Here is a 24,859-nt window from a genome sequence, read left to right on the forward strand (position 1 = left end):
TAATGACACCCTCACGTAAGCCATCGCGCGCGACGGTGATCACTGCGAGTGTCGCGATCGGTGTCTTCGGCGCCGGCGCCGGGCTGGGAACCGTCATCGCCATCCGCCCCGACCCCGGCGAGGGGCAGGTGATGCGACTCGCCGCGGGAACGTACCTCCTCGACGACCAGGCGGGAGCCTGGTCGGCGGGCGCGGCACCCGGCGGTGACCAACCGCTCCCGCTCTCCGGCGCCGACGCGGGCAGCACGATCGCGAAGGGCACCAAACGGGCCTCCGCCGCCGGGGATCAGCGGGTCTGCCTGACCACCACCACCGACGGTCGCGCGGTCGGCGGCACCGCGGAAGGCTGTGTCGCCCTTCCCGTCCTGGGCGTGGCCGCCGCCGCGGCCGCCCCCCTCCAGCGGCCGGGAAACCCCAAGAGCACTCCGGCCCCGCCGGCCGCCCCCAAGGCGACCACGTCGACGAAACCCACGACGCCCAAGAAGGCCGATCCGCCCGCCAAGCCCGACCCGGCGCCGGTCCAGCCCGCACCCAACCCCGGGCCGGCGCAACCCCCCGCCCAGCCTCCTCCCGCCCAGGTGAACAACCAACCCGTCAACCCTCCCGCCCCACCGGCTCCGACCCCGACGAAGAAGATCAGCGGCAACATCTCGGAGAGCCAGAACGAGAGCGGCAGCGTCATCGAGCCGCGGCCCGTGGAGCAGGTCGAGGTCGTCTCGCCGCCCAAGCCGGCTCCCGAGTCCGGCGCGACGAGGTCATCGGCGCCCACCCTGTCGGCACAGCCCCGGCCCAGCGGAGGGAACGGACAGCAGCCCCCCGCCGACAACGGAAACAGGCAGCCGCAACCCCAGCCCACCGGCGGGAACGGACAGCAGCCCCCCGCCGACAACGGAAACAGGCAGCCCCAGCCCACCGGCAGGAACGGACAGCAGCCCCCCGACGGGAAGTGGCAGCAGTCCCCGGACAGGAACGGGCAGCGTCCCGGCGAGGGGAACCGGCAGCAGCAGCCCCAGCCGACCGGTGGCCTCAAGCCCCCGCAGGCCCAGCCCACCGGAGGAAACGGGCAGCAGCAACCTCGGCCCATCGGCGACGCCAGGAATCCGCAGCCCGGGGACAACGCGAGGAACCCCCGGCCGACGGGCACCCTGAGGCCGGCGATCCGGTCGGGCACCGGCCGGCCGATCGTGCCCTCGGGTGAAGGTCCCGTGTCCACGGCGTCTCCCGAGACCAGGCCGACCGGTGACGCCGGCACGCCCTCGGTGGCACCGCGCGACGGCGACCGCACTCGCTCCCAGGCGCCCGACCCGTCGCGGAAGCTCCCCTCGGCCGGGCCGTCCCAGCCGCAGCCCTCCCTCGGTCCCGCCGAGAACGCGTCGCAGGGTCCCGACGGGACCGTGCTCATGCCGGCCACTCCGCAGCTTCCCGGCGGTGGCCCGGACGGCGGTGTCTCACTGCCGATCTTCGAGAACCCCGAGCTCATGCGGCGCGCCCACGAGGCCCTCGGGCTGGACAGGGGGATGCGCTACACGGACGAGAACGGCGTGTGGGACCTCAACATCGCCCCGCCGGGCACCCCGCCGTGCCGTGACTACACCGCCGAGGAACTCCGGGCGCTCAGCGCGACCCAGGGGCCGGACCAGGCCCAGGGCGGCCAGGCCACGATCCCCCGCGACTCGTGCCTGTGGCCCGCCTTCATCCGCTGGCTCTACGCGGAGCCCGCACCCGGCCAGATCAGCAACTGGACCAAGTTCACCGGACTGCCCCAGCGCAATCTGGAGCTCGTGGTGACCGATCCTCCTCCCGTCCCGCTTCCCAGCCCGATCCCCAGCGAGAGCACCCTCCCGCAGCCTGACCAGGGACAGACCGACCGGCGACAGGGCGAGCAGCGGCAAGGTGAGCAGCGGCAAGGTGAGCAGCGGCAGGGCGACCGGCGACAGGGCGTCCCCGGCCAGGAGGAGCCCTGGCAGCCTGACACGGGCGGGCTGAACCCCGCCCAGCCGGGTCCCGATGACGCGGTGGCCCCCAGAGACCCCGGAGGCGACGTCTCCGAACAGTGGCCGGGCGAGAACACCGCTCCCTCCCAGTCCGACCGGGGCCGGCCCCCCCGAGACCAGACCGAGCAGAACCCGTTCGAGTACGAGGGCCGATGAGCACACCTACCGGAACCGGGCGTCCCACGCCCGGCCCCGGCCAGGGGGCGGCCTGGGTGCGTGAGCACGGCGCGCACCTGATGGACTACGCCGCCTCCCATCTCGAACCCGGCCGGGCGCACGCGGCGGTCGTCTCCGCGCTGGCGGCCGGCCGGGCCGAGGCCGCTCCCGAGGGCGTCACGGCCCGGGGGCGGCTGCTGGCCGCACTGCGACGTGACTGCCGCACCTCTGCCGCCTACCGGGAGCGGTACGTGCCGGGTTCGGGGCCCGGCATGCCCGACGCCTCGCTGATCGAGCGGGTGTGGACGATCGTCGACCCCCTGGGCACCGAGGCGCTCAGGTTGACGTACCGTCACGCGCTCAGCATGGAGGACCTCTCCCACGTGCTGGCGATGCCCGTCAACGAGGTCAGCAGGCTCACCACCCGTACCCAGGATCTGATCGAGACCCTGGTGAGCGGGCTGGACGCGCTCACCCACGGGCGGCGTACCTGCCCCGAGCTCGCCCCGCTGGTGGAGAACGTCTTTCCCGACGTCTTTCCCGACGGCCCGCCCGGCGGACGGACGGCGCACTCCGCCGCGGACCCGGTGGAGGCCCAGGCGAGCCTGCTCTCCCACATGATCAGGTGTTCCGTGTGCACGCGGCCGATCAACATCCGCTACACGGCGCCGCAGATGATCGCCTACCCCCCGGTCGCGCCGCTCTCCGCCGAGGAGCGGCAGCGGCTCGTGGACTCACTGCCTCCCGAGGCCGCCCGCGAGGCGGCCTCGGAGGCGGCCCCGCCCACACGACCGGCCCGTGGCGGGTCTCCCGTCCTGTCCGCCCCTCCTGCGGGTGGACACTCCCCGGTCCTTCCCGCGCCCCCGCCCGGGGGCCGGACTCCCGCCCCGCCCGGCAGCCGGCACTCCGCCCCACCCGGACGACGGTCCTCCGCATCGCCCGCCTCCCCACCCGGACGACGGTCCTCCACGCCGCCCGCCTCCCCGGCCGCGGGCGGCACCACCCCGGCACCGCCCTCGCCCAGGGTCGGCACGCCCCCCTACCCACCGGTGGCGTCGAAACCTCCCACGAAGCCGAAGCCACCCGCCGCGACACCACCTGCCACGACGCCGCCGAGTACGACGTCGGGCGCGGTGTCGCCGGTCACGGCATCGGGAGAGGGGCCCGCGGCGGGTTCCCGCGCTCCCGCCGCCTCCTCGGGCCTGCCCCCGCTGCCCGCCCTGCCGCCCCGCAGGACCCGGCCGGCCCGCCCGCCGTCCGCGCCTCCCGTACCCGGACACGACACCCCCCTCTACGACGCCCTGCTCACCCAGGCGTGGGCTCGTGAGGTCCTCGCCCAGAGCGAGGAGCTCACCGGCACCATCCCCCGGCAGGAGCCGCCGGCTCCCCAACCGGTCGCCAAGGCCGAACCCGTCGTCATCGCCGGGCAGGCGTCCGTCGAGATGCGCGATACCGGGACACGCGAAACCCGAGCGCGCGACAACAAAACCCGCGAGAACAAAACCCGCGAGGCCAAAACCCGCGAGACCGGGACACTCGACGACACCCAGGTTCCCGCGCTGCGCTTCCACACCGAACCCGACGACCGCCCCGACGAGGAGCGGATCGAGATGGGGATCCGCGTACTGGAGGCGCTCAGCTGGGCGGGTGCCCGGATCAGGAACACGACGATCAAGATCGTCATCATCGTCGTGGCGGGCGCGGCGGGCACCCTGACCGGAATGAACTTCCTCGGCCCCGCGATCGGGCCCGAGGAGCCCGCGAGGTCGCTGCAGGCGTCCACCAGCCAGGCCACCCGATCTCCGCCTCCCGCCGCCGACGCGCCGGCGCGGCAGGACGGGCTCGCCTCCCGCCTGCGGGTCCCGCCCGTGGTGACGCTGGACGAGTTCGGCCTGGGAAGCATGGTCATCACCTCCTCCGGAGAGCCGTTGAAATGGCGGATCTCGGCTCCCGGCCTGGCCGTGAGCCCTTCCGGCGGCACGCTGCGGGAGGGGGTCACCCAGGTGATCAACCTGCGTGCCCACCGGGTCCGCAACTGGTGTGGCGCCCCCGCGTCGGCCACCGCTCCGGTGACCGTGCACGCCCTCGACGACTCGATCAGTACGACGGTGCGCTGGCGGACCTGCTGACCGATCCCACCCCCCCACGATCACTTTTCAAGAAAGGACCAGGGAAATGACGGATACCTCTCCACATATCCATGCATCACCCCCCAATCCGCCGCTCCCGCCCGACCAGTTCCACGAAACGGTCCCGCTCACCGCGGAGCACCTGCTCACCAACCGCCGCCCGGAACCCGCCGGGGGGTGGCGCCGCCTCGTCTGGCAGCTCTCCGGCAAGCGCATCATCCCCGCGGAGTCGGCGGCGGAGGTGGAACGGCGCACGCTGATCGCGCATGCCCAGACCCCCGTCGCGAGCGGGCACCACCGGATCGCGGTCATGAGCCTCAAGGGCGGGGTCGGCAAGACCACGACGACCGTCGCCCTCGGCAACACGCTGGCCTCGCTGCGCGGTGACCGGGTGATCGCGATCGACGCCAACCCCGACCGCGGGACCCTCGGTCTCAAGGTCAAGTCCGAGACGGCCGCGACCATCCGCACGATGCTGGCCGAGGCCCCGCACATCCTGCGCTACGCCGACGCGCGCGCCTTCACCTCCCAGTCACCCGCCCGGCTCGAGGTCCTCGCCTCCGACACCGACCCGGCGGTGAGCGAGGCGTTCAACGCCGAGGACTACCGCACGGTCGCCGGGCTCATCGAGCGCTACTACTCCATCTGCATCACCGACTGCGGGACCGGCCTGCTGCACGGGGCGATGGGCGCGACGCTGGAACTGGCCGACCAGATCGTGCTGGTCAGCCTGGTCGCGGTGGACGGGGCGAGTTCGGCCGCCGCGACGCTGGACTGGCTGACCGCCCACGGCCACGCCGACCTCGTCAGGAACGCCATCGTCGTGCTGAACGCCGTGGAGCCCAAGTCCGACGTGGACCTGGACCTGCTGGAGCGTCACTTCTCCTCGCGCTGCCGCTCGGTGATCCGCATCCCCTACGACCCGCACCTCAAGGAGGGCGCGGAGGTCGACCTGGTCCGCCTCCGACCCACGACCCGGGGCGCGTACCTCCGCCTGGCCGCCGCGGCCGGGCAGAGCTTCGGGCAGCGCCCCGACCGGAGTCACTAGTGCGACCGGTCGCCGACGATCCCACGCTGGACTGGGATCTGGGCCCGCCGCCAAGCGCCCGGCGGCGGATGCTCATCGTGGTCGTCTCGATCGTGGGGACGATCCTGCTGGCGGCCGGCGCATGGCAGCTCCTCCGACCCGACTCCGCCACCCCCGTGAACGCCTCCGCGCCGAAGGCCCTCGGGGATACCGTTCTCCTCGCCCCACCCTCCGCCTACGAGGGTGCGGCCGGTTACCCCGTCGGGTTCCCCCGCACCGAGCTGGGCGCGGCCTCCGCCGCCGCCGCGGCGTTGGAGGCGGCGTGGACCCTGGACGTCGAACAGGCCGAGCAGGCCGCGGTGCTCTACGCGCGGCCCGAGGAGCACGACGCGGCGCGGGCCGGTGCCCGCGAGGCCGTCGCGGGCTGGAGGGAGATCCTCGGCCTGCCCAAGGACGGGGCACTTCCCGAGGGCGCCGCCATGAGGACACGGACGATCGGCGTCCAGTGGAAACCCCGCGCCCAGGATCAGGTGCAGGTCTCGGTCCTGGTCCAGGTGACCGCGACCAAGGGCGTCGGCGACACCGATCCGACCTATTCGAGCCCATACGCCATGAGCCTGCTCATGGTCTGGCAGCCCGGCATGCGCGGTGCGAACCAGGGGGACTGGGTCAACGTCCCCGACCCCCTCGCCACCTCCGTGCCGCCGGTCGCCCTCCCGGGCACCCCGGAATTCACCGCCGCGGGCTGGAAACCCATCTCCGGCCCAGAGCCCACCCCATAGATCGAGGAAGAGCGATCAATGCCCCCACGCAGCTCATCCCGGCGTGTCACCTTACTCTCCGGCCTTCTGCTGGCCGCGGTATCCGCGACGACGAGCGCGGTCATCGCCCAGCCGTGGGCCGCCATGGCCGATCCCGGCCTGAGCTCCGGCTCACCGTCGCAGGAGTTCGCCGGTTCTCCCCCCGCACGCCAGGAACCCCCCTCCGAGGTCGAGGACTCCTCCCAGCAGGACAGGACTCCCCCCTCGGACGACTCCCGTTCGACATCCGACAGGAACCCGCCCTCGGACAGCGACTCCCGCTCCAGGGACGAGAGCCCGCCCGCCGAGACGCGGACGCGTCGCGCCCCCTCGGAGGAGACCTCGTCCCCCGAGACGTTCACCGAGACCGACAGCCCTCCTCCCACGTCCCGTAACCGTTCCGGCGAGAGGAACACCGCACCGCGCGTGGAGGAGGACGCTCCCGTCGAGCGGCGTTCCACGTCCCCCGACGGGACGACGACGCGGGAGGCCACCCGGTCCAGGAACGCGGCGCCGACGAGCTCGCCGTCCAGCAGGTCGCGTCCCGCCGAGGACCCGCCCGTGAGCACCAGGTCCACCGAGAGCTCGCCGAAGAGGTCCGAGCCGACGACCAAGCCGACGACCAGGAGGAACACCGAGCCCAACGACGCCCCCGTGAGGGCCAGGAAGGTCCCCTCGGCGCCGCCCGAGAACACCAGGCCCACCACCGACCCGTCCCCCGAGGACAAGAAGCCCACCTCGGCGCCGCCGAAGCCGACCGCCACCCCGGCACCGTCGGCGACGTCCACGGCGACCTCCGCCCCCGCCACCCCGGCGCCGTCGCCCAGCACCACCTCCTCACCCACGTCGACCGGGACACCGCCGTCGGCGACGACACCGTCCCCCTCCGGTACGACCACCCAGCCCGCGCCGTCCCCCACACCCACCGCGACGGCGACCGCGACGGCGACGGCGACGGCGAAACCCACCGCGACGGCGACGGCGACCAAATCCGCGCCGAGCGGCACCCCCAAGCCCACTCGGAAGCCCACCACTTCGCCCAAGGAGACTCCGAAGCCCTCGGCGAGCCCGACCCCGCCCGTCACCCCGGCTCCCACCGCCACCTCGTCGCGCCCCGGCCCGCCGCGCTGGACGACCCACGCGCCCCGGCCCGTGCCCGCGCGGACCGACGCCCGCGACCCCTCCCTCCTGCTCGAGCCGGTTCAGAGCACCCGATCCCCGATGGCGGCCCCGTCCCCGGCGCCCTCGATCCGTACCGTCCTGCCTCTGCCCCCGCTCAAGCGCTCCACCTCCGACTTCTGTAAGCCGGAGGACCTCGCCTCGTGCTGGAGCCTCGCGCCCTGGCGTGGCCGTACCGCGGTGTCCCCCGGCGTCCGGCTGATCGCGAACCACGAGCCGGCGGGCGCGCCGCGCTGGGTGTTCGCGCCGCCCGCCTCACCCACCCAGCCGTCGGGCCCGGCCGTGTGGGCGATCCCCAGCCCGAGCCCGACGAGCACCGGCTGCTGGAGCTTCAGTCCCTCCACACTCTGCGCAAGATCCTGGGAGGAGTAATCATGATCACCAGATCCCACGTGCGGGTGGCCGTACTCAGCATGGTGGCCGCGCTGACGGTGAGCACCCTCAGCGCGGCCCAGGGAGAGGTGGTCTCCGCGGCCCCCTGCGCCCCCGCCGCCACCGGCGAGGCCAGCGCCGCGCAAGCCCTCAACTGGGGCGCACCGTCCTGGTGCGCGGAGTTCGACGACTACCTCGACGAGTCCGACTGGGTGTTCTACGACTCGGCCGGGCACGCCGGCAACGGCCGCCGATCCCCCCAGCAGCTCTACCTCGGAAACGGGGCGCTCTACCTGTACGGCCGCGAGGACGGGACCACCGCCGGCCTGGCCGCCCGTCACGCCCAGGCGTACGGGCGCTGGGAGACCCGTGTCCGCCTGTACCCGGGAGCCGGGTCGTACCACCCCGTCGCCCTGCTGTGGCCGAAGGACGGCGGCGGCAACGTGCGGAGTTCCACCGGTGAGGAGATCGACTTCCTGGAGGTCATCAACGATCCCGAGCGGCAGCGGCCGAACTTCTTCCTGCACACCCCTCAGGGGCAGGAGCAGGCCCACGCCAACATCGACATGACCGCCTGGCACACCTACGCCGTGGAGGTCACCCCCAGCAGCGTCGTCGGCTACATCGACGGGCAGGAGTGGTTCCGCTCCGGCAACGCCACCCGTAGTTCGATGTCGGTCTGCCTGCAGCTGGACTGGTTCCCCGGCCAGGGCAGCTCCGGTGAGGCGTGGATGGAAGTGGACTGGCTCCGCATCTACCCGGCCTCGGCGGGAACCGCGGGCTGACCCCGCTCCGCACGACAGGAGGGTGCGGGACCCGTGACGGGTCCCGCACCCTTCTCGCGTCCGCGGCCTTCTCACTTATCCGGCCCGCTCATCCGGGCCGCTCATCCGGCACGGCCCTCTCGGCGCGGGACGTTCGGTGAGCGTCGAACCTCTTCGAGGTGGTGGCCCCTCCGCCCGCCGTTCAGCCCGTGACCACGGAGAGCCTCGACTCCAGGACCTGGCCGGGCCAGTCGCCGACCTTGAAGCTCTCCGTCCTGGTGAAGCCCTGGCTCTCGTAGTACGCCACCAGCCGGCCGTCGTCACCGGCGTAGCAGTCGACCCGCACCAGCGCGATCCCCAGCCCCGCGGCCTCCGCGCGGGCGCGCTCCAGCAGGGCGGCCCCGACTCCCCGGCCGTGGAACCTCGGGTCGACGACCAGCCCCTGGATGTAGAGCTCCGGCTCGGGAGCGGGGGCGACGTAGGGCATGGCGGACCCCACGACCAGGCAGCCCGCGGGCCGGCCGTCGAGCTCGGCGACGCGCATCCCGCCGGATGTCGCCCACGAGGTGATCCGCTCGACACGGGCCGCGTCGGCGGAGAACGGCTCGCTGCCCCACTGGCCGGTGCGGCCCAGGGAGGTCAACCACGCCACCGCGCCGTCGAACATCGCCAGAACGGCCGGTACGTCGCCAAGGTGACCGTCACGGATAACCATCGGCGGATCTTAACAGGACACACACCCACACACGATGACATGCCAGCCGAATCCCTACATCTGGCGCCTTTACCCCGCATCCGGCACCGCTTGGCCGACGCTCCTCCCGGTCGCACCGCAGGTGGGAACCGTTACCCTTTCCCGCCGAACAACAACGAGAGCTTGGTCGCGCTTTACTAGCTGATTAACGTTAATCACCTATAAATGCCTTAAAAGGCTGACATTAAATAGGAGGAGCCACTTTTTCGGGGGGTAGCCATAATTCGACGTCCGCGGTCAATCCGAGGGCAGGTGACCCTTATAGCGATCATCGCGTTCGCCCTGGTGCTGGGCATGGGCATGTTCGCCACCTGGCAGGTCGTGAGGGCCAAACTCTCGGCAGACCTCTCCGACCTGGCGGCCGGCGCGGCCGCCAACGCGGCCCTGGCCGTCGAGAAAGGCCCCGCGGACAGCGTCATCTTCCCGCTCAACCGCGTCAACCGCATCCAGGTCGTCGCGAACGACGGCCGGGTGGTCGCCGCCAGCCCTGCCATGAAGGGACAACCGCCTCTGACCCGGACGCGCCCGCCGCCCGGCGAGACACGAGTGGACGAGACGGTGTGCGCGGCCCTGCCACCGACGGGAGAACGGGCGTGTTACGGCGTCGTGGGACTGCGGGTCGAACGTTCCGCCTACGGCGACGTGATGGTCTACGCGATGACACCGGAACCCCCGTTGCTCCGCTCCAGCTTCCTGGTGGTCACGCTGGCGCTCTTCTCCTTGGGGCTTCTCACCCTGCTCGGCTGGGGCGCCTGGCAGCTCGCCGGCCGTACGCTCGCCCCGGTGGAACGGATCCGCGCCGAGATGACCGAGATCACCGCCTCCGACCTCAGCCGCCGGATGCCCGTCCCCACCTCGGGAAACGAGATGGCGCAGCTCACACGGACCATCAACGCGACCCTCGAAAGACTGGAGCGGGCCGTGGAGAACCAGCGCCGCTTCGCCTCCGACGCCTCCCACGAGCTGCGCACCCCCCTGACCGGGCTGCGTACCAAGCTCGAACTGGCGATCTCCGACCCCGAGGCGGAGGACCCGCTCACCACGATGCGCTCGGTGCTGGCCGACGCGGACCGCCTCCAGGCCGTCATCGAGGACCTGCTGCTGCTCGCCTGCCTGGACTCCGGCGTACGAGGCGCACCGGAGGTGATCGACCTCGCCGACCTGGTCACCTCGGAGGTGGAGCGCCGGCCGATCCGGCACGAGGTACTGCTGAGGCTCGAACCCGGCGTCACGGTGCGAGGCAGCAGGGTCCAGCTGGGACGGCTGCTCACCAACCTGCTGGCCAACGCCGACCGGCACGCGGCGAAGGAGGTGCAGGTCCGGGTCGGGAGCCGGTCGGGCGAGGCCGTGGTGGAGGTCATCGACGACGGGCTCGGCATCCCCGAGAAAGAGCGGGAGCGGGTCTTCCAGCGGTTCACCCGCCTGGACTCGGCGCGTAGCCGCGACGCCGGAGGAACCGGCCTGGGCCTGCCGATCGCCAGGGACATCGCCGTGGCACACCGCGGCAGGCTCTACGCCGCCGACACCCCCACCGGTCGCGGCGCCCGCCTCGTCCTCCGTCTGCCGCTGTCGACCGCGGCCGACTCCTGAGCCCACCTCGCGGCGGGGACGGGGCTTCACCTAACACCCCGCGGCGGAAACGGCGTCCCTCGATGAAGGGAACGGGCTTGGCAGGCGGTGCCACCCTCGGCGAAGGAAACGGGCTTCGCGAGAGGCGGCCTTCGGCAGAGGAAGCGGCGGCCCTCGGCGGGGATGGCCCGTACCTCACCCATGTAAGAATCGGGTCATGCACAGGATCGTCATGCTCGCCATGGACGGTGTGATCCCCTTCGAGCTGGGCATCCCGCCGCGAATCTTCGGCATCGCCAGGGGCGCGGACGGCGAACCGCTCTACGAGGTGCTCACCTGCACCGTCGACGGCACCCCCGTACGCGCCGACGCCGACTTCGCGATCGCGGTGGACCACGGAGCCGAAGTCCTGGCGGACGCGGACACCGTGGTGATCCCGGCCACCCGCGCCCTCGGAGCGATCTCCGCCGAGGGACGACTCCCCGCCCCCGTGGCCGACGCGATCGCGCGCATCCGGCCGGGCACCCGCCTGGTCTCGATCTGCACCGCCGCCTACGTGCTCGCGGCGGCCGGACTGCTCGACGGCCGCCCCGCGACCACCCACTGGAGCCACACCGACCACTTCCAGAAGCTGTTTCCCAAGGTCAAGGTCAACCCGGATGTGCTGTTCGTGGACGACGGGGACGTGCTCACCTCGGCAGGGGTCGCCGCGGGGATCGACCTCTGCCTGCACATCGTCCGGCGCGACCACGGCACCGAGGTGGCGAACCGCGTGGCCAGGCGGTGCGTCGTCCCGCCGTGGCGCGACGGCGGTCAGGCACAGTTCATCGAGCGCCCGATTCCCGCCCCGACCGCGGCGACGACCGCCCCGACCAGGGCCTGGGCGCTGGAGCGGCTGCACGAGCCGCTCTCCCTCGGTGAACTGGCCGCCCACGCCCGGATGAGCCGCCGTACCTTCACCCGGCGCTTCCGCGACGAGATGGGGCTCAGCCCCGGCCAGTGGCTCATCCTGCAGCGGGTCGAACTGGCCCGGCGGCTCCTGGAGACCAGCGACCTGCCGGTGGACGGCGTCGCCCTGCGGTCGGGGTTCGGCACCGCCGCCTCGCTCCGCCAGCACCTGCAGGCGGCCATCGGCGTCTCGCCGATGGCCTACCGCCGCACCTTCCGGCCGGTGAACGTGAACGCCTGACCTCGCAGGGACCCCCGGGAGCGCTCAGCGACCGGACGGGGAACCACCGTTGGGGCCCGGACAGCGGGAAACCACCGTCGGGGCCCGACCGGACGGGAAGCCATCGTCGAGGCCCGGACGGCGGAAAAGCATCGAGAGGATCACCGTCCTGCCGACGAGAAGCCGAAGGAGGCGCTCATCCGCAGGACGGCGGAGAAACCGGGGAAGACCCTCACTCGCCGCGCGACCACTCCTCCTGCAGGCGGTCGGCCGCCTTCTTCGGGGTGATCCGGCCATGGGCGACGTCGAGGATGACGTCACCCTCCACCCGCTCCAGGAAGGACTCGTCGGGGACGTTCAGGGAGCCGCCGTCCTTGACGAGCTCCTGGATCGCGGCGTAGCCCTCCTTGCCCTCCGAGTCGGCGAAGACGGAGGAGTCGATCCGGAAGTCCTCGCGCGCGGGGACGAGCGCCAGGTCTCCGGCCCAGTCGGAGACTCCCTCGCCCACCGTCAGGAACTCGATCAGCGTGGCCGCCTCGGCCACGTGCTTGGAGCTCTTGGGGATGGCGAGCCCCACCTCGGCCGTACTGCGGACGGCGGGCTTGGAGCCCTGCAGGACGGTCGGGAAAGGCCCGGCGCCGATCTCCTTGACGGAGATCTTCGCGGACTTGCGGTAGGACGCGGACAGCATCGGGCTCCGGCCCGAGCCGTCCACCAGGAACAGGGCCTTGCCCGAGCGGAAAAGCTCGGCCGGGCGGTCGCCCTTGAGCGCGAGTCCCGACTTCGCCAGTACGCCCCTGTCGAACAGCGACCTGTAGGCGGTCAGGGCCGAGACCACCTCGGGGCCGTTCCACGGCCTGCCGCCGGCCAGCAGTTCGTCGGAGAGGGTGGGGTGGCTCTGGCTCGCGATGGTGAACAGCAGTTCCTCCTGCCGGCGCGGCTCGCCGGAGAAGACGACCGGCCGGAGGTCGGGGATCTCCTTCTTGACCCGCCTCACGACGCTCTCCAGATCGGCGGCCGTCTTCGGGAAGGAGAGTCCGAGCTCGGACAGGAGGCCGGCGTTGTAGTACATGACCGCGCCGCCGTTGGACCCCATCGGGACGGAGTAGAGCGTGCCGCCCTTGGCTGCCTTCTCCGTCTGCTTCACCGCGTTCTTCTCAAGCTCGTCGACCCAGCCGCCGGAGACCTTGTCCTTCCAGTCGTCGACCGGGCGGAGCCGGTTCGCGACCGAGCGGGTCATCGTCGGGATCGGGAGGCCGACGACGTCGAGTTTCTCGTCGGCGAGCGCCTTGGGGAGCCGCTTGCGGTAGTCGGCCTCGGCGAAGGTGCGCAGCTCGACCTTGATGCCGGGGTTCGCCTTTTCGAACGCGGCGACCGCCTTCTTCAGCGCGGCCTCGGGCGGGGTGAAGGTCCAGTACTTCAGCGTGACGGGTCCCGCCGGCTTCTCGGGCTTCTTGGTCTCCTCACCGGCCTTGGGGACGGCCTGCTGCACCGGCCGGCCGTCGGCCGGCCCGCCCGCGCTGCAGCCGGTCAGTCCGAGGGCGAGGGCGGCGGTGGTCAGGGCGAACGCACGAGCTGTACCACGCATGGCATACCTCCAGCAGAATCACGGTGCGGGTGACGGTGTTCAGCCCGGCGAGGTCGATCACGGTCATTCCGGTCGATCACGAAAAAAGATCTTATGGGGTCCTCTGCCGCGACAGGGGGTCGTCAAACTACCCGGCGGAGCCACGGCTCCCGATCCGAGGTGATGCTCGGCGGCCCGGCGGTGTTCGCCTGTCCCCGCCCTCGGCCTTGACCTCGGGGAAAAGATCCACCGCCCCTTTGGCGATCATGAAACTCATGTCGGCGCGAACGGGCGACACGGGAAGGCGGCACGGAAGGACGGCACGATATCCGCTTCACGACAGACTTGTACAGGTATGTGATTTCTCGTCCATGTTTGCCCGTCTTTCTCGGATGACCAGGACAAAACACCGCGTTTTAGATACATTGCGCGAGCGTGTCGAGACTTCACGCTGTTCGGCTCGACGCTGTTCGGCTCGACACTGTTCAGGGATAAAGGGAGATCAATGAAAGCCCGGATCACGGGCGTCGCGACGTATCTGCCGGAGCGGACCGTGTCCAGCGCGGACGTCGAACGGCGGATCGAGGGTTACACGCCCCACAGGGGCGTCGTCGAACGGCTGACGGGAATCCGGCGCCGCCACGTGGCCAGGGACGACCAGCAGGCGTCGGACCTGGCCGTGGAGGCGGCCCGCGAACTCGACCACTCCGACGTCGACCTGCTCGTCTTCGCGTCGGCCTCGCAGGACATGATCGAGCCCGCCACCGCGCACATCGTGGCGGCCAAACTGGGACTCTCGTGCCCGGTGTTCGACGTCAAGAACGCCTGCAACAGCATGCTCAACGGGATCCAGATCGCCGAGGCGCTCATCCTGACCGGGGCGCACCGCAAGGTGCTGGTCTGCTCGGGCGAGATCCCGTCGCGGGCGATCCGGTGGCGGGTCAGGGACCGCGCACAGTTCGTCGACTCCTTCGCGGGCTACACGCTGTCGGACACCGGGGCCGCGGTCACGGTCGCCGCCGATTTGGAACGTGGCATTTTCTACCGCGACTTCGCGGCCGACTCCACGGCCTGGGCGATCGGCACCCTGCCCGGAGGCGGTTCCGCGCACCCCCGCGACCTCGAGTACTCCTACTTCCGTGGCGACGGGCGCAGGCTGAAGGACGCCTTCGAGGCGATCGGCCCGGACATCTTCCTCAACGCCCTCAAGCGCACCGGCCTGACCTGGGACGACTTCGCCGTCGTCGCGGTACACCAGGTGGCGCTGCCCTACCTGCGCTTCCTGGCCGAGGTGCTCGACATCCCCGAGGACAGGCTCGTGGTCAGCCTACCCGAGCACGGCAACTGCGCCTCGACGACGCTTCCGCTCCAGCTCACCCTGGGCGACTGGCGACCCGGCGACCGGGTGGCGCTGCTCGGGCTGGGCGGCGGGATCAGTACCGGTGTGATGCTGGCGGAGATGTGATGGACCTCTGGGTGATCGTTCCCGCCTACAACGAGGCCCCCGGCATCGAGGCGACACTGCGGGCCCTGGCCGAGCAGGACGACCGGGACTTCACGCTGCTCGTGGTGGACAACGCGAGCACCGACGGCACCGCCGAGGTCGTACGGCGGCACGGTGTCCAGGTGGTCGTCGAGACTCGGAAGGGTACCGGTGCCGCCTCCGACACCGGCATGCGCCACGCCATCGCGCACGGGGCGACCCACCTGGCCAGGACCGACGCGGACTGCCTGCCCCGCCCCGACTGGGTGCGCAACATCCGGCGGGCCTTCGGCGACGGGCTGGAGATGGTCGGCGGGCAGCTGAGACCCAGGACCGACGAGTTCCGGCTGAAGTTCTGGGAGCGCCACCTCATCCCGTTCGTGGTGGAGGTGGCGGCGACCTTCGGACGCTTCCGGCCCGGCAACAGGGACCCGCGCTACCTGGGCCCGTACGTGATGATGCCCGGCGCCACCCTCGCCATCACCGCGGACCTCTACGAGCGCGCGGGCGGCTTCCCCAGGACCGCGATCGAGGAGGTCCACGAGGACCGCGCCCTGGTCAACCGGGTGCGCGCGCTCACCCCCGCGTACGCCTCGCGCCGTGACGTGGTGGTCTTCGGCTCCGTACGCAGGCTGCGGGCGTACGGCCTCGCGGGCACCCTCGCCTGGTACGCCGACCATCACTACCGGCCGGAAGTGATCGACGTCCGGTGAACCACGAGACCCGCCTCCACCTGGCCGCCCACCCCTTCGCCTACCCGCTCATGCGGCTGCTGGCCCGGCTCGGGCCCGTGGTGCGCGTCCCCGGGCTGGGAGTGGTGGTCAACGACGCCGCCGTCGCGCGGGCCGTGCTGATGGACGAGCGGTTCCGCAAGGACGGGCCGGGTTCGCCCGGCGACCTGTGGACGCCCGTGCTCGGTCCCTCCGTGCTGCTCAACATGGAGGGCCCCGGCCATCTCGCGCTCCGCAGGAAACTGATGCCGCTGTTCACCGCCGGGTACGTGTCCTCGCTGGTGGAAGACGTGCTCCGCGGGCCGCTCGACGACCTCTCCGCCCGCTTGGGAAAGGGCGAGACGGTCGACCTGGTGGACGCCATGCGGCTGATGGCCGGGGCGGTGATCTGCCGGGTGATCGGGCTGGGCGAGGTCTCCGAGGCGCGGGCGAGGGAACTTTTCGCGGACGGGGAGCGGGTCGTCTCGATGGTCTCGCTGCGCTCGCGGCGGCTGTCCGACCGGCAGGTGGCCGTCGCCAGGCGGGTGCTGGACCGGATCGGGGACATCGCGCAGGCCGCCTACGAGGCCGGGGACGAGTCCACGGTGATGGGCCGGATGCGGGCGCAGGGGCTGTCCGTGGCCGAGGCGCGGGGCGCGGCGGGGGCGTTCTTCCTGACCGGTACCGAGACCGTCGCCACGTTCGTCCCCCGGCTCGTCGCCCTCCTGCACGACCACGGCACCCAGGTCGGCGACCTGGACAGGGTGATCGAGGAGGCGATGCGGGTCACCACGCCGACCCCGCTGATGCTGCGCTCGGTGGCCGCCGCCGCGCACGTCGGCGGCACGGCGGTACGCCCCGGCGACCGGATCCTGATCGTCACCCACAACTGCGCCAGGGCGTACGGCCCGTTCGACCCCTCCCGCGCCCACCCGCCCGAGCTGCGCAGGCTCTGGTTCGGCGCGGGCCCGCACTTCTGCATCGGCTACCCGCTCGCCCTCGCGGAGATCCGGGCGGTGGCCTCCGTCCTGCTCTCCCACCGGGTGCGCGTCGTGCGGCGACGGGCGGCCAGGCGGGTCCTCATTCCCACGTACGAGCATCTGTGGATCGGCCGGGCGGGAGCCTTGTGAACGACATCGTCAGCGGGATCATGACAATCGCCGGGCGGGAGCCGGGGCGTACCGCGATCGTCGACGGGCGGGGCCGTGAGATCACCTACGGCGAGCTGGCCCGTCGGGTGTCGGCGGTCCGCGACGCGATGGGCGGAGGCCGGCCGGGGAACGACACGCGGCCGGAAGACCGGGAACGGCCGGGCGAGCGAGCGCGGGCGGAGAACGGGACACAGCCGGAAGACCAGGCACGAGCGGAAACCCCGGCCCAGCCCGAAGACGGGATGCGGCCGGGGGACGGGGTGCTGTTCGCGGTGCGGCCGGGGGTAGACGCGGTGGCGCTGGCGCTGGGGGCGGTGGCGGCGGGCGGGACGCTCGTCCTCGCCGACCCCGGCCTGGCCCCCGACGTGCTCGCGGCCCGCATGGCCGCGACCCGGCCCGCCTGGGTGATCAGCGAGTCCCTCCTCTACACCCTGAGCGGCCCGCTCAGGCGCCTCGCCCGCCGCCGAGGGCTGCTGCTGCCCGACCTCGCGGACCCGCTTCCCGGCCACCCCGTCCGTCACCTGTACACGGGCCCGTGGCTGCCGGGAGTGCCCCGCGGAGCGCTGCGGCTCTCCCGCGTCCTGCGACGATCGTCCGCCGTTCCCGGCCTGGAGGGGTACGGGACGGATCCTGACCAACCGGCGGCGGTGATCTTCACCTCGGGGACCACCGCGCGTCCGCGAGGGGTGGTGCACACCCGGGGGTCGCTCGCGGCCGGACTGGAGATGTTCAGGAGCGCGTTCCCGCTCGGTCCCGGTGACGTCGTGCACACCGACCAGCTGATGCTCGGGCTCCCCGCGCTGCTGGCCGGGGCGACCTGGTCCCTGCCCGGGGGTGGTGACCTCGCCGCGGAACTGGCCGCGCGGCGGGCCACCCACACCTTCGCCGTACCGGTGCACCTGGATCGGCTGCTGCGCGAGACCCCCAGGCTCCCCGGGACCCTCCGCTACCTCCTGCTCGGCGCCGCTCCCGCCCCGCCGGGCGTGCTCCGCCGCGCGATCGAGGCCGGGCCCGAGGTCCTCTCGGTCTACGCGATGACCGAGGCGCTCCCCATCGCGATCGCGTCCGCCCACGAGAAACTGGCCCAGGCCGAGGGGGATCTGCTCGGGGAGCCCCTGCCCGGCGTCGGGGTCCGGGTCGCCGAGGACGGCGAGTTGTTCGTCTCCGGCCCGCACCTCGCGCGGCGCTATCTCGGCGAGGAGCCGCTGCGGGAGGTCGCGACCGGCGACCTCGTCAGGCTCGAAGGGGACCGGCTGGTGCTGCTCGGCCGGAAGAAGGACATGATCCTCCGCGACGGGGTCAACATCTACCCGGGCCTGTACGAGTCCGGCATCGCGGCGCTGCCCGGGGTCGCCGAGGCCGCGATCGTCGGACTCTCCGACCCCGAGACCGGGGACGAGGAGGTCGTGCTGGCCGTCGTTCCCTCGGAGGGCTACGACGAGGGTCTGCTGCGCAGGGCGCTTCCCGAGATCGTGGACGCCGCGGCCCTGCCCGACCGTATCGAGCCGCTCGACGCCTTCCCCCGCTCGGGACGGGCCGACAAGCTCGACCGGGCCGCCCTGCGGGACCTGGTCGCCCGCCGTGCCTGAGCACCCCACCCTGCCTGAGCGACCCGCCGTACCTGAGCACCTCGCCGCGGCCGAGCGACCCGTCGGGCCGGGCGGGCGGCCGAGGGTCGCGGTGACGGGCGCCTCCGGATTCGTGGGCGGCGCGGTCTGCCGGGCGGCCGTGGCGCGAGGCTGGACGGTGCGGGCCTTCGGCAGGCGACCCGCTGTGGACACCGGGCACCTCGGCGGCGCTCCGTACACGTCGTGGGACCTCCGCACCCCCCGGCCCGCGACACCCCCGATCGAGGTGGACGTGGTGATCCACTGCGCCGGGAGCGTCACGGACTGGGGATCGCCACGCGACATCTGGGCCGCCAACGTGGACGGCACCCGCAACGCCGCCGCGGCCTTCCCGGGCGCCAGGTTCGTGCACCTCAGCACGGCGAGCGTCTACGACCCGTTCCGGCCGACCGTGATGGCCGTCGAGGACACCGCCCCGGTCGGGCGGTACGCCAACGCGTACGGCGCCTCGAAGGCCGCCGCGGAGAGATGCCTGGAACGGGCGGTCATCCTGCGACCGCACGCGATCTACGGCAGGGGGGACACCACGCTGCTTCCCCGGGTCCTCCGCGCGGTCAGCGGCCGCAGGCTGCTCGCGGTGGGCGACGGGCGCCAGCGGATCAGCCTGACCTCGGTGGACAACCTGGTCCAGGCCTGCCTGCTCGCCGCGGAAGGCCCGGTCGATCACGGCGTCTTCAACGTGACCGACGCCGAGCCCGTCGTGCTCGACGACGCCCTGCGCGCGATCCTCGCGGAGCGCGGCATCGACGCCGAACCGCACTATTTGCCGCTCGCGCTGGTGGATCCCCTCGCCGCCGTCGCCGAGACCGTGTCACGGCTGCTCCGGCGCCCGCGCCCGCCCCGGCTCACGCGCTACGCCGCGGGCCACCTGGCCGTCGAACGGACCTTCGACATCACCGCCGCGCGCACCCGGCTCGGCTATCACCCCTCGGAGACGTCCTTCGAGGGGTCCGCAGGCTGGTGACGACGGTCCTCAAGCACCGCGGCCGCGAACCTGGAACGGACGCGCTTTCCCTTGACGACGAAGGCGGTCGCCGCCACGAGCAGGCCCAGCGTGAAGAGCACGCGCAGGCCGTCCCTCAGGAAGGCGGTCAGCGCGTCGAATATCGCGGCCACGGCGGAGTACGACATGCCACCGGTGGCGGAGGCGGGCAGGTAGACGTTGCGGATCACGGACAGGACGACGGCCAGCGCGAGCATGCTCGTGGCCAGGCCGAGCCCGGCGCCGATCAGAGCGGCGCACCGGTCGCGGGGCAGGAGCACCCCCGTGACGATCAGTGCCGGTGACAGCCCCAGCAGGACCCACCTCAGCGAGATCAGCCTGTCGTAGGAATTGTCGATCACGAAAACGGCGGAGGTGGGCAGCAGCAGGGTGACCGGGTGCGTACTGGGCAGGCGGGACGCCTCTCTCACGCCGACGACCTCCAACCTCCGCTTGACCAGTTCGTACACCGGGGCGAGGTCGTAGCCGACGCCGTCGTCCGCCATGCCGGGATTCGGGGTGTGGCCCAGGATCGCGAGGAGCCTGCGGTGTGTCTGCCGGTTGATCTCCACCCAGGCGACGGCGAAGTCGTTGTCGACGCCGGACTTCACCGTCTCGCGGACGACCTCCCCGCCGACCGAGACGCCCAGCGCGCGCAGCCGCACGACGACCTCGTCGGTGACACGATCCGTGACGGCGTTCCTGACGTCCGGGTGAGCGGCCAGCGGGGCCACGTTCTCGATGTAGCGGTCGGGGTCGGCGATCTCGTTCGCCGCCCAGTAGGCGGTGAGGGCGAAGGGGGCGAGGAGGCATCCGAGCACGATCAAAATCGAGCCGATCACCGTACGCACGGACTTCCCTAACCGCATTACCGGGAAATCCCCGCGTTTGCCAGGCAAAACCGGTTACGACCTATTTTTGACGTGAACTTGGAGATCAATGTCATCCCGACGGCGAAATCTGGTTTACAAACCTTGACCCGCCGCCCTCAGCGCGTCGAACAACCACATAGCCGATTCACCCGAAAACCGTTACTAACCTGCGACGTATTGGTCTGACGGACGGGAGATGTCACGGCTATGGCAGGCAATACGGGGCGAACAGGCGTCGGATCGAGCCTGGCACTGACACTGGGCTCAGCCGTTCTGTGGGGTCTGGCCCACGTCTGGGTGGGCCGCCGCCTGACCGGTGCCATCCTGATGGGCATCGAGTTGATCCTCGCCGCGGCCCTCGCGACCGCCGTGCTGACCGCCGGTCCCTCCCTGCTCTCCCTCGCCGTACAACCCTCCTGGCTCTGGGTCTTCGCCCTCACCGCGATGCTGGTCGCCGGCGTGACGGTCGCCGTGACCATCCGCTCCCACCTGCTGGTGCGGCCGAAGACGGTGTCGCCTGCGGCCCGCTACCTCTCCGCCGCGGCCGTCGGGGTGATATGCGCGCTGGTGGTCGCTCCGATGATCTACACGGCCAAACTGGCCTACATCTCGCACGGCGTCGTGACCTCGGTGTTCGCGGAAAGCGTCGCACCGATCCCGGTGGACCCGTGGAAGGACGTGGACCGGCTCAACATCCTGCTTGTCGGCGCGGACGCGGCGGCCAACCGGATCGGCGTGCGCACCGACAGCATGACCGTGGCCAGCATCGACCCAAGGACCGGAGACACGGTGCTGTTCGGCCTGCCCAGGAACCTGGAGAACGTCCCGATGCCGCCGGGCCCGGCCCGCGAGCGCTTTCCCTACGGTTTCCAGGGCGAGCCACCGTACACACCGGGCATGCTCAACGAGATCTACCAGTACGCCGAGGACTATCCCGAGATGGTTCCCCGGCAGAGCAAGCGGCACCGCGGCCCGACGCTTCTGAAAAGAACGATCGGCGGCATCCTCGGCCTCGACATTCCCTACTACGCGATGGTCGACATGAGGGGCTTCGTGGAAATCGTCAACGCGATGGGCGGTGTACGGGTCCGCATCAAGGATCCCATCGTGTACGGCAGGCAGAACGAGGGCCTGATCGAGGCGGGAAAACGGAAACTCTCGGGCGAGGAGGCGCTCTGGTACGGCAGATCCCGCACCTACAGTGACGACTACGTGCGGATGGGCCGCCAGAAGTGCCTGCTGAACGCCGTCGCCAAACAGGCCGACCCGGTGACGGTCTTCAGGAGCTTCGAGAAACTGGCCGCCGCCGCCGTCGACACCATCTCCACCGACATACCTCGGCAGTTGCTGCCTGACCTGGTCGAACTGTCGGAGAAGGTGAAGAACTCCAGGATCAGGAGTCTCCAGTTCGTCCCCCCGCTCATCTACTCGGGTGCGCCCGACTACCACCTGATCAGGCGCGAGGTCACCGCCACCCTGGCGGCGCCGCCCGCTCCGCCCCGCTCCGTATCCGCCGCACAGGCCGGAGACCAGGGGAAGGCGGGCGAATACGCGGAGACAGCCGAGACAAAGGCCGTCGTCCTCGATTCCGCCTGCCACTGACGAACCGGCCGAGACCGGAGAACTCGTTGGGCCCGAACGCTCCGGTGGAGCACAGGACCGGCAGGGCGACGAACCAAAGAACCGGCTAACCAGCGGATCGCGGACTGAGGGCCGGCGGACCGAGGGCCAACGAACTGATACGCCGACGGCCTCACGGATGACGGCCCAGCGCCGTGTCCGGCGCGTTGAGAGCGCCCACGAGGTCCGGAATGCTGTTATGGAGTGATTACTTAGTGTGACAACGGAGGTTAGAGGATGAAACACCACCTGGCGAGCGTGAGCCTGCTCGCCGCGATCGCCGCACCCGCTGTCGGATGGCCACTCGCCTGGGCCGATCCGGTCCCCTCGGTCTCCATCTCCCTCGACGACGGAGCGAGGGAGACCACGCCCGGCGCGGAGAACACCTACACACTCCGTCTCAGCAACCAGGGAGGCGACCGGTTGAAGCGCGTCCTCCTGGTGCAGTCCCTGCCACCGTCGATGACCTTCGTGAAGGCCGACGCCGGAGGGCATGTGGAGCAGGGCAAGGTGGCGTGGACGGTGAACGTCCCGCCGGAGAAGGACACGATCGTCCACGTGAGCGCCCGGGTGGGCGCGGTGGCCGGCGCGGCGGTGCAGAACCTGGCGACGACGGCCTGCGCTCGCAGGAGCGCCACCGGCCCCGTACTCGCCTGTGCCACGGACATCAACACCGTGGCCCCACCGAAGGAGACGGCCGCCTGGGTCCTGCCCGTCTCGCTGGCCGCCGCCGTCGCCGCCGGGCTGGCGACCGCCGCGCTCCTGTTCCGCCGCGGTCGCCGGGGCCGACCGATCTGATCCGGCGCGACGAGCGCCCGGCCAAGGTCCGCGCCGGCCTCTACGCCGACCACGGCCCGTACCCGGCTAGGTTCTCCCTGGCCGGGTACGCAGCCGCAGGGCCAGCCCGAGGCCGGAGAGCAGGAGTCCCACCAGGGCCGGCCCGAGCGGCGGACCAGTGAACGGCAACGAGGGGCCGGCCGACACCTCGCGAGGCCCACGGGGGAGACAGGGGACCGAGAAGGATCGCCCCCGGCCCGGCACGCACGACGGGTCGGAGACCGGCTCCGGCACCCGCGCGGGCGCCGGTTTCCGATCCCGGCCGGGAACCGGAACCGGCGCGGACACAGAACCGGGAACGGAATCCGACTCGGGAACCGACGCCGGCCCGGAGTCCGACTCGGGAACCGGCACCGACGCGGAGTCCGACCCGGGTACCCGCGTCGGCGCGGAATCCGCCCCGGAAAGCGGCACCGGCCCGGAGTCCGACTCGGGCGCGGGTGCCGAGCCGGGAGCCGGAACCGGCGCCGAGTCCGCCTCGCGATCCTCGGGCCCGAGCGTCCCGGTGCCCGTCGTCCTCTGTACGGCGACCCGCTGCGCGCAGCCGAGCCCCGTACCGGGGACGGGCGCGGCACGCCTCGCGGACCACGGCACCGGGTCCGGGCAGTTCGTCCCACCCCCGAGGGCCTGGACGGCGCTGTCCAGCACCCCGTCCCCGGTGGCGGAAGTACCGACGGTCACGCTGTAGGTGACCGTGACCGTCTCGCCCACCCGAATGTCCCCGGCCCAGTTCAGCTTCGGCGCGCCGTACGAGAGGGTGCCGCTCGTGGCCCGCGCGTCGCCGTTGTAGACCGCGTCGTCGAGGACCCTGGAGAGTTCCCCGGTGAGTGTGGCACCGGGATAGGTGGCGTTGCCGACGTTGCCGACGGTGATCGTGTAGGCGACCGTCTGGCCGGGGTCGGCGGTCTCGCTGTCTGCGGTCATGAGGACGTACAGCAGCGGCAGGCCGATCCCGCCGAGGTTTCCGCAGGCGCGATCGGCCGACCCGGCCTCGCAGTTGGAGCCCTCGGGCCCGACCAGTTCGCCGGAGAGACGTAGGTCCCCCGCCGGGGGGTCGTTCACCGTGACGCCGTAGGTGACCGTCACCGTCTGCCCGGCGGCCACGTCGCCGGTCCAGGCCACCCTGGGTTCGGCGAAGGAGACCGTGCCCGACGTGGCCGACTGGTCGTGGCCGAAGCTCGCGTCGTCGAGCAGCCCCGACAGGTCATCGGTGAAGGTGAGGCCCGGGTAGGCGATGTCACCGGTGTTGCGCACCTCGACGGTGTAGGTGACCTTCTGGCCGGGTTTCGCGAGGACGGGCGAGGCCGTCTTGGTGATCTTGATCTCCGGCTTTCCCACCCTCGCCGTACGACTCTCGCCGCCAAAGGCCCCTCGCGCGCTTCGCCTCCCCGCCACGGACGCGGGAGCCCGCCTTCCGGTCACGAACACGGGAGCCCGCCTCCCCGTGAACACGGGAGCCCGCCTTCCCGTCACGGACGCGGGCGAAGACACCCCGTTCTCCTTCCCCGCGGATACGGACGAGGGTTCCCTCTTCTTCCTCGCGACCCGCACGTTCTTCTCCACGACCCGCACGGCCGAGGACTTCCCGTCCATCGTCGTCCGGGGAACCGGGGCCTCCGCCCGGACGGACGGCGAGGACACCTCCGCCACCCCGGTCCGGGAGGCGGCGAGAGTGAGCGACGGCGTCACGAGCACCGCGAGCGCGACACTCCACGCGGCGAATCCACCGATCCCCCGCGGGGAAGACCTCCCGCGGGGAGACCACCGCTCGGAGAACCGCCGTTCAGGAACCCGCCGTTCGGAAACGCGACGCGACCAGGTACCGGTACGTGCCACCAGAGCCCCTTGCTGATCCTTGTCCACGATCTCACCGGGGGGTCAAGATCAACCAACTCGGGAGGGGATACCCGGACTGGCCGGATCTCATCGGCGCCGATGGCAAACATCCGCCCCGCCGATCCCCAAGCCGGTTGTCGAGTCCGTACAGGAGACCGCGAAGCGGTAACAGCGGATCTTTGGCACCGGTCATGACATGGCAGACGTTTCCCCTCACACCTTTCGCCGATATTTGTCATGAGACATCACCTTTATTGGCAT

General features: G+C 71.6%; 19 protein-coding genes. 13 read left to right on the plus strand and 6 right to left on the minus strand.

Annotated features, from left to right (window positions below; all coding sequences use genetic code 11):
• Positions 1-2: 2 nt before the first annotated feature.
• Genes AB0B96_RS12655 through AB0B96_RS12665 form a run of 3 tightly spaced genes read left to right on the plus strand, consistent with a single transcriptional unit; the run spans position 3 to position 5,327 of the window.
• The gene (locus AB0B96_RS12655) at positions 3-2,150 is read left to right on the plus strand and encodes a hypothetical protein (protein ID WP_362898218.1); all 2,148 of its coding nucleotides are present in this window, start codon (positions 3-5) and stop codon (positions 2,148-2,150) included.
• The gene (locus AB0B96_RS12660) at positions 2,147-4,279 is read left to right on the plus strand and encodes a hypothetical protein (protein WP_362898220.1); all 2,133 of its coding nucleotides are present in this window, start codon (positions 2,147-2,149) and stop codon (positions 4,277-4,279) included. Before AB0B96_RS12655 ends, AB0B96_RS12660 begins: the two co-directional genes overlap by 4 nt.
• 46 nt (positions 4,280-4,325) lie before the next feature.
• The gene (locus AB0B96_RS12665; RefSeq protein ID WP_350941723.1) at positions 4,326-5,327 is read left to right on the plus strand and encodes a MinD/ParA family protein; all 1,002 of its coding nucleotides are present in this window, start codon (positions 4,326-4,328) and stop codon (positions 5,325-5,327) included.
• 571 nt (positions 5,328-5,898) lie between these two features.
• On the opposite strand, the gene AB0B96_RS12670 is transcribed toward AB0B96_RS12665, so the two are convergent.
• Together AB0B96_RS12670 and AB0B96_RS12675 are read right to left on the minus strand one after the other, a co-directional pair.
• Positions 5,899-7,209: a hypothetical protein gene (locus tag AB0B96_RS12670; RefSeq protein WP_362898222.1), complete on the minus strand. Its 1,311-nt coding sequence runs from the start codon at positions 7,207-7,209 to the stop codon at positions 5,899-5,901.
• Positions 7,210-7,308: 99 nt separating this feature from the next.
• Positions 7,309-7,629 carry a hypothetical protein gene (locus tag AB0B96_RS12675; RefSeq protein ID WP_362898224.1) on the minus strand — a complete coding sequence of 107 codons (321 nt, stop codon included), beginning with the start codon at positions 7,627-7,629 and terminating at the stop codon, positions 7,309-7,311.
• A gap of 30 nt (positions 7,630-7,659) precedes the next feature.
• Here AB0B96_RS12675 and AB0B96_RS12680 point away from each other — a divergent pair, with 30 nt between their 5' ends.
• Positions 7,660-8,442: a glycoside hydrolase family 16 protein gene (locus AB0B96_RS12680; protein ID WP_350941726.1), complete on the plus strand. Its 783-nt coding sequence runs from the start codon at positions 7,660-7,662 to the stop codon at positions 8,440-8,442.
• A 181-nt stretch (positions 8,443-8,623) separates the two neighbouring features.
• Here the strand turns inward: AB0B96_RS12680 and AB0B96_RS12685 are convergent, their stop codons facing one another.
• Entirely contained in the window at positions 8,624-9,136 is a 513-nt protein-coding gene (locus AB0B96_RS12685; protein ID WP_362898226.1) for a GNAT family N-acetyltransferase, read from the minus strand.
• 291 nt (positions 9,137-9,427) lie between these two features.
• Here AB0B96_RS12685 and AB0B96_RS12690 point away from each other — a divergent pair, with 291 nt between their 5' ends.
• Positions 9,428-10,765, plus strand: a complete 1,338-nt coding sequence (locus AB0B96_RS12690; RefSeq protein WP_362898228.1) for a HAMP domain-containing sensor histidine kinase — start codon at positions 9,428-9,430, stop codon at positions 10,763-10,765.
• Positions 10,766-10,961: 196 nt separating this feature from the next.
• Positions 10,962-11,933: a helix-turn-helix domain-containing protein gene (locus AB0B96_RS12695; protein WP_350941730.1), complete on the plus strand. Its 972-nt coding sequence runs from the start codon at positions 10,962-10,964 to the stop codon at positions 11,931-11,933.
• Between the two features lie 211 nt (positions 11,934-12,144).
• Here AB0B96_RS12695 and AB0B96_RS12700 read toward each other — a convergent pair whose 3' ends face one another.
• Positions 12,145-13,500 (minus strand): extracellular solute-binding protein, encoded by a 1,356-nt coding sequence (locus AB0B96_RS12700; RefSeq protein ID WP_362898231.1) that lies wholly within the window; start codon positions 13,498-13,500, stop codon positions 12,145-12,147.
• A gap of 484 nt (positions 13,501-13,984) precedes the next feature.
• On the opposite strand from AB0B96_RS12700, the gene AB0B96_RS12705 reads away from it, so the two are divergent.
• The 5 genes from AB0B96_RS12705 to AB0B96_RS12725 are packed head-to-tail and all read left to right on the plus strand — an operon-like array spanning position 13,985 to position 19,415.
• Positions 13,985-14,944, plus strand: a complete 960-nt coding sequence (locus AB0B96_RS12705; RefSeq protein WP_362898233.1) for a ketoacyl-ACP synthase III — start codon at positions 13,985-13,987, stop codon at positions 14,942-14,944.
• Entirely contained in the window at positions 14,944-15,675 is a 732-nt protein-coding gene (locus AB0B96_RS12710) for a glycosyltransferase (RefSeq protein WP_362898235.1), read from the plus strand. Before AB0B96_RS12705 ends, AB0B96_RS12710 begins: the two co-directional genes overlap by 1 nt.
• Positions 15,672-16,802: a cytochrome P450 gene (locus AB0B96_RS12715; protein WP_362898237.1), complete on the plus strand. Its 1,131-nt coding sequence runs from the start codon at positions 15,672-15,674 to the stop codon at positions 16,800-16,802. The genes AB0B96_RS12710 and AB0B96_RS12715 overlap by 4 nt, the downstream gene beginning before the upstream one ends.
• Entirely contained in the window at positions 16,799-18,412 is a 1,614-nt protein-coding gene (locus tag AB0B96_RS12720; RefSeq protein WP_362898239.1) for a class I adenylate-forming enzyme family protein, read from the plus strand. The genes AB0B96_RS12715 and AB0B96_RS12720 overlap by 4 nt, the downstream gene beginning before the upstream one ends.
• Complete coding sequence (locus AB0B96_RS12725; protein ID WP_362898241.1) at positions 18,405-19,415, plus strand: NAD(P)-dependent oxidoreductase; 1,011 nt, start codon at positions 18,405-18,407, stop codon at positions 19,413-19,415. The genes AB0B96_RS12720 and AB0B96_RS12725 overlap by 8 nt, the downstream gene beginning before the upstream one ends.
• On the opposite strand, the gene AB0B96_RS12730 is transcribed toward AB0B96_RS12725, so the two are convergent.
• Positions 19,373-20,284: a hypothetical protein gene (locus tag AB0B96_RS12730; RefSeq protein ID WP_362898243.1), complete on the minus strand. Its 912-nt coding sequence runs from the start codon at positions 20,282-20,284 to the stop codon at positions 19,373-19,375. The genes AB0B96_RS12725 and AB0B96_RS12730 overlap by 43 nt on opposite strands.
• A 228-nt stretch (positions 20,285-20,512) precedes the next feature.
• Here AB0B96_RS12730 and AB0B96_RS12735 point away from each other — a divergent pair, with 228 nt between their 5' ends.
• Positions 20,513-21,907 (plus strand): LCP family protein, encoded by a 1,395-nt coding sequence (locus AB0B96_RS12735; RefSeq protein WP_350941746.1) that lies wholly within the window; start codon positions 20,513-20,515, stop codon positions 21,905-21,907.
• A gap of 255 nt (positions 21,908-22,162) precedes the next feature.
• On the plus strand, positions 22,163-22,723 hold the full coding sequence (locus AB0B96_RS12740) for a hypothetical protein (RefSeq protein WP_362898245.1): 561 nt from the start codon (positions 22,163-22,165) through the stop codon (positions 22,721-22,723).
• A 66-nt stretch (positions 22,724-22,789) separates the two neighbouring features.
• Here the strand turns inward: AB0B96_RS12740 and AB0B96_RS12745 are convergent, their stop codons facing one another.
• Entirely contained in the window at positions 22,790-24,100 is a 1,311-nt protein-coding gene (locus AB0B96_RS12745) for a hypothetical protein (protein ID WP_362898247.1), read from the minus strand.
• Positions 24,101-24,859: the final 759 nt, after the last annotated feature.

The organism is Streptosporangium sp. NPDC049046 (assembly GCF_040649155.1).
Lineage (GTDB): Bacteria > Actinomycetota > Actinomycetes > Streptosporangiales > Streptosporangiaceae > Streptosporangium.

Excerpts from the sequence above, each read along its gene's own strand:
- AB0B96_RS12705 (WP_362898233.1), top strand. The coding sequence starts at position 13,985 with ATGAAAGCCCGGATCACGGGCGTCGCGACGTATCTGCCGGAGCGGACC.
- AB0B96_RS12660 (WP_362898220.1), top strand. The coding sequence starts at position 2,147 with ATGAGCACACCTACCGGAACCGGGCGTCCCACGCCCGGCCCCGGCCAG.
- AB0B96_RS12665 (WP_350941723.1), top strand. The coding sequence starts at position 4,326 with ATGACGGATACCTCTCCACATATCCATGCATCACCCCCCAATCCGCCG.
- AB0B96_RS12710 (WP_362898235.1), top strand. The coding sequence starts at position 14,944 with ATGGACCTCTGGGTGATCGTTCCCGCCTACAACGAGGCCCCCGGCATC.
- AB0B96_RS12695 (WP_350941730.1), top strand. The coding sequence starts at position 10,962 with ATGCACAGGATCGTCATGCTCGCCATGGACGGTGTGATCCCCTTCGAG.
- AB0B96_RS12655 (WP_362898218.1), top strand. The coding sequence starts at position 3 with ATGACACCCTCACGTAAGCCATCGCGCGCGACGGTGATCACTGCGAGT.
- AB0B96_RS12680 (WP_350941726.1), top strand. The coding sequence starts at position 7,660 with ATGATCACCAGATCCCACGTGCGGGTGGCCGTACTCAGCATGGTGGCC.
- AB0B96_RS12740 (WP_362898245.1), top strand. The coding sequence starts at position 22,163 with ATGAAACACCACCTGGCGAGCGTGAGCCTGCTCGCCGCGATCGCCGCA.
- AB0B96_RS12685 (WP_362898226.1), bottom strand. The coding sequence starts at position 9,136 with ATGGTTATCCGTGACGGTCACCTTGGCGACGTACCGGCCGTTCTGGCG.
- AB0B96_RS12735 (WP_350941746.1), top strand. The coding sequence starts at position 20,513 with ATGGCAGGCAATACGGGGCGAACAGGCGTCGGATCGAGCCTGGCACTG.
- AB0B96_RS12700 (WP_362898231.1), bottom strand. The coding sequence starts at position 13,500 with ATGCGTGGTACAGCTCGTGCGTTCGCCCTGACCACCGCCGCCCTCGCC.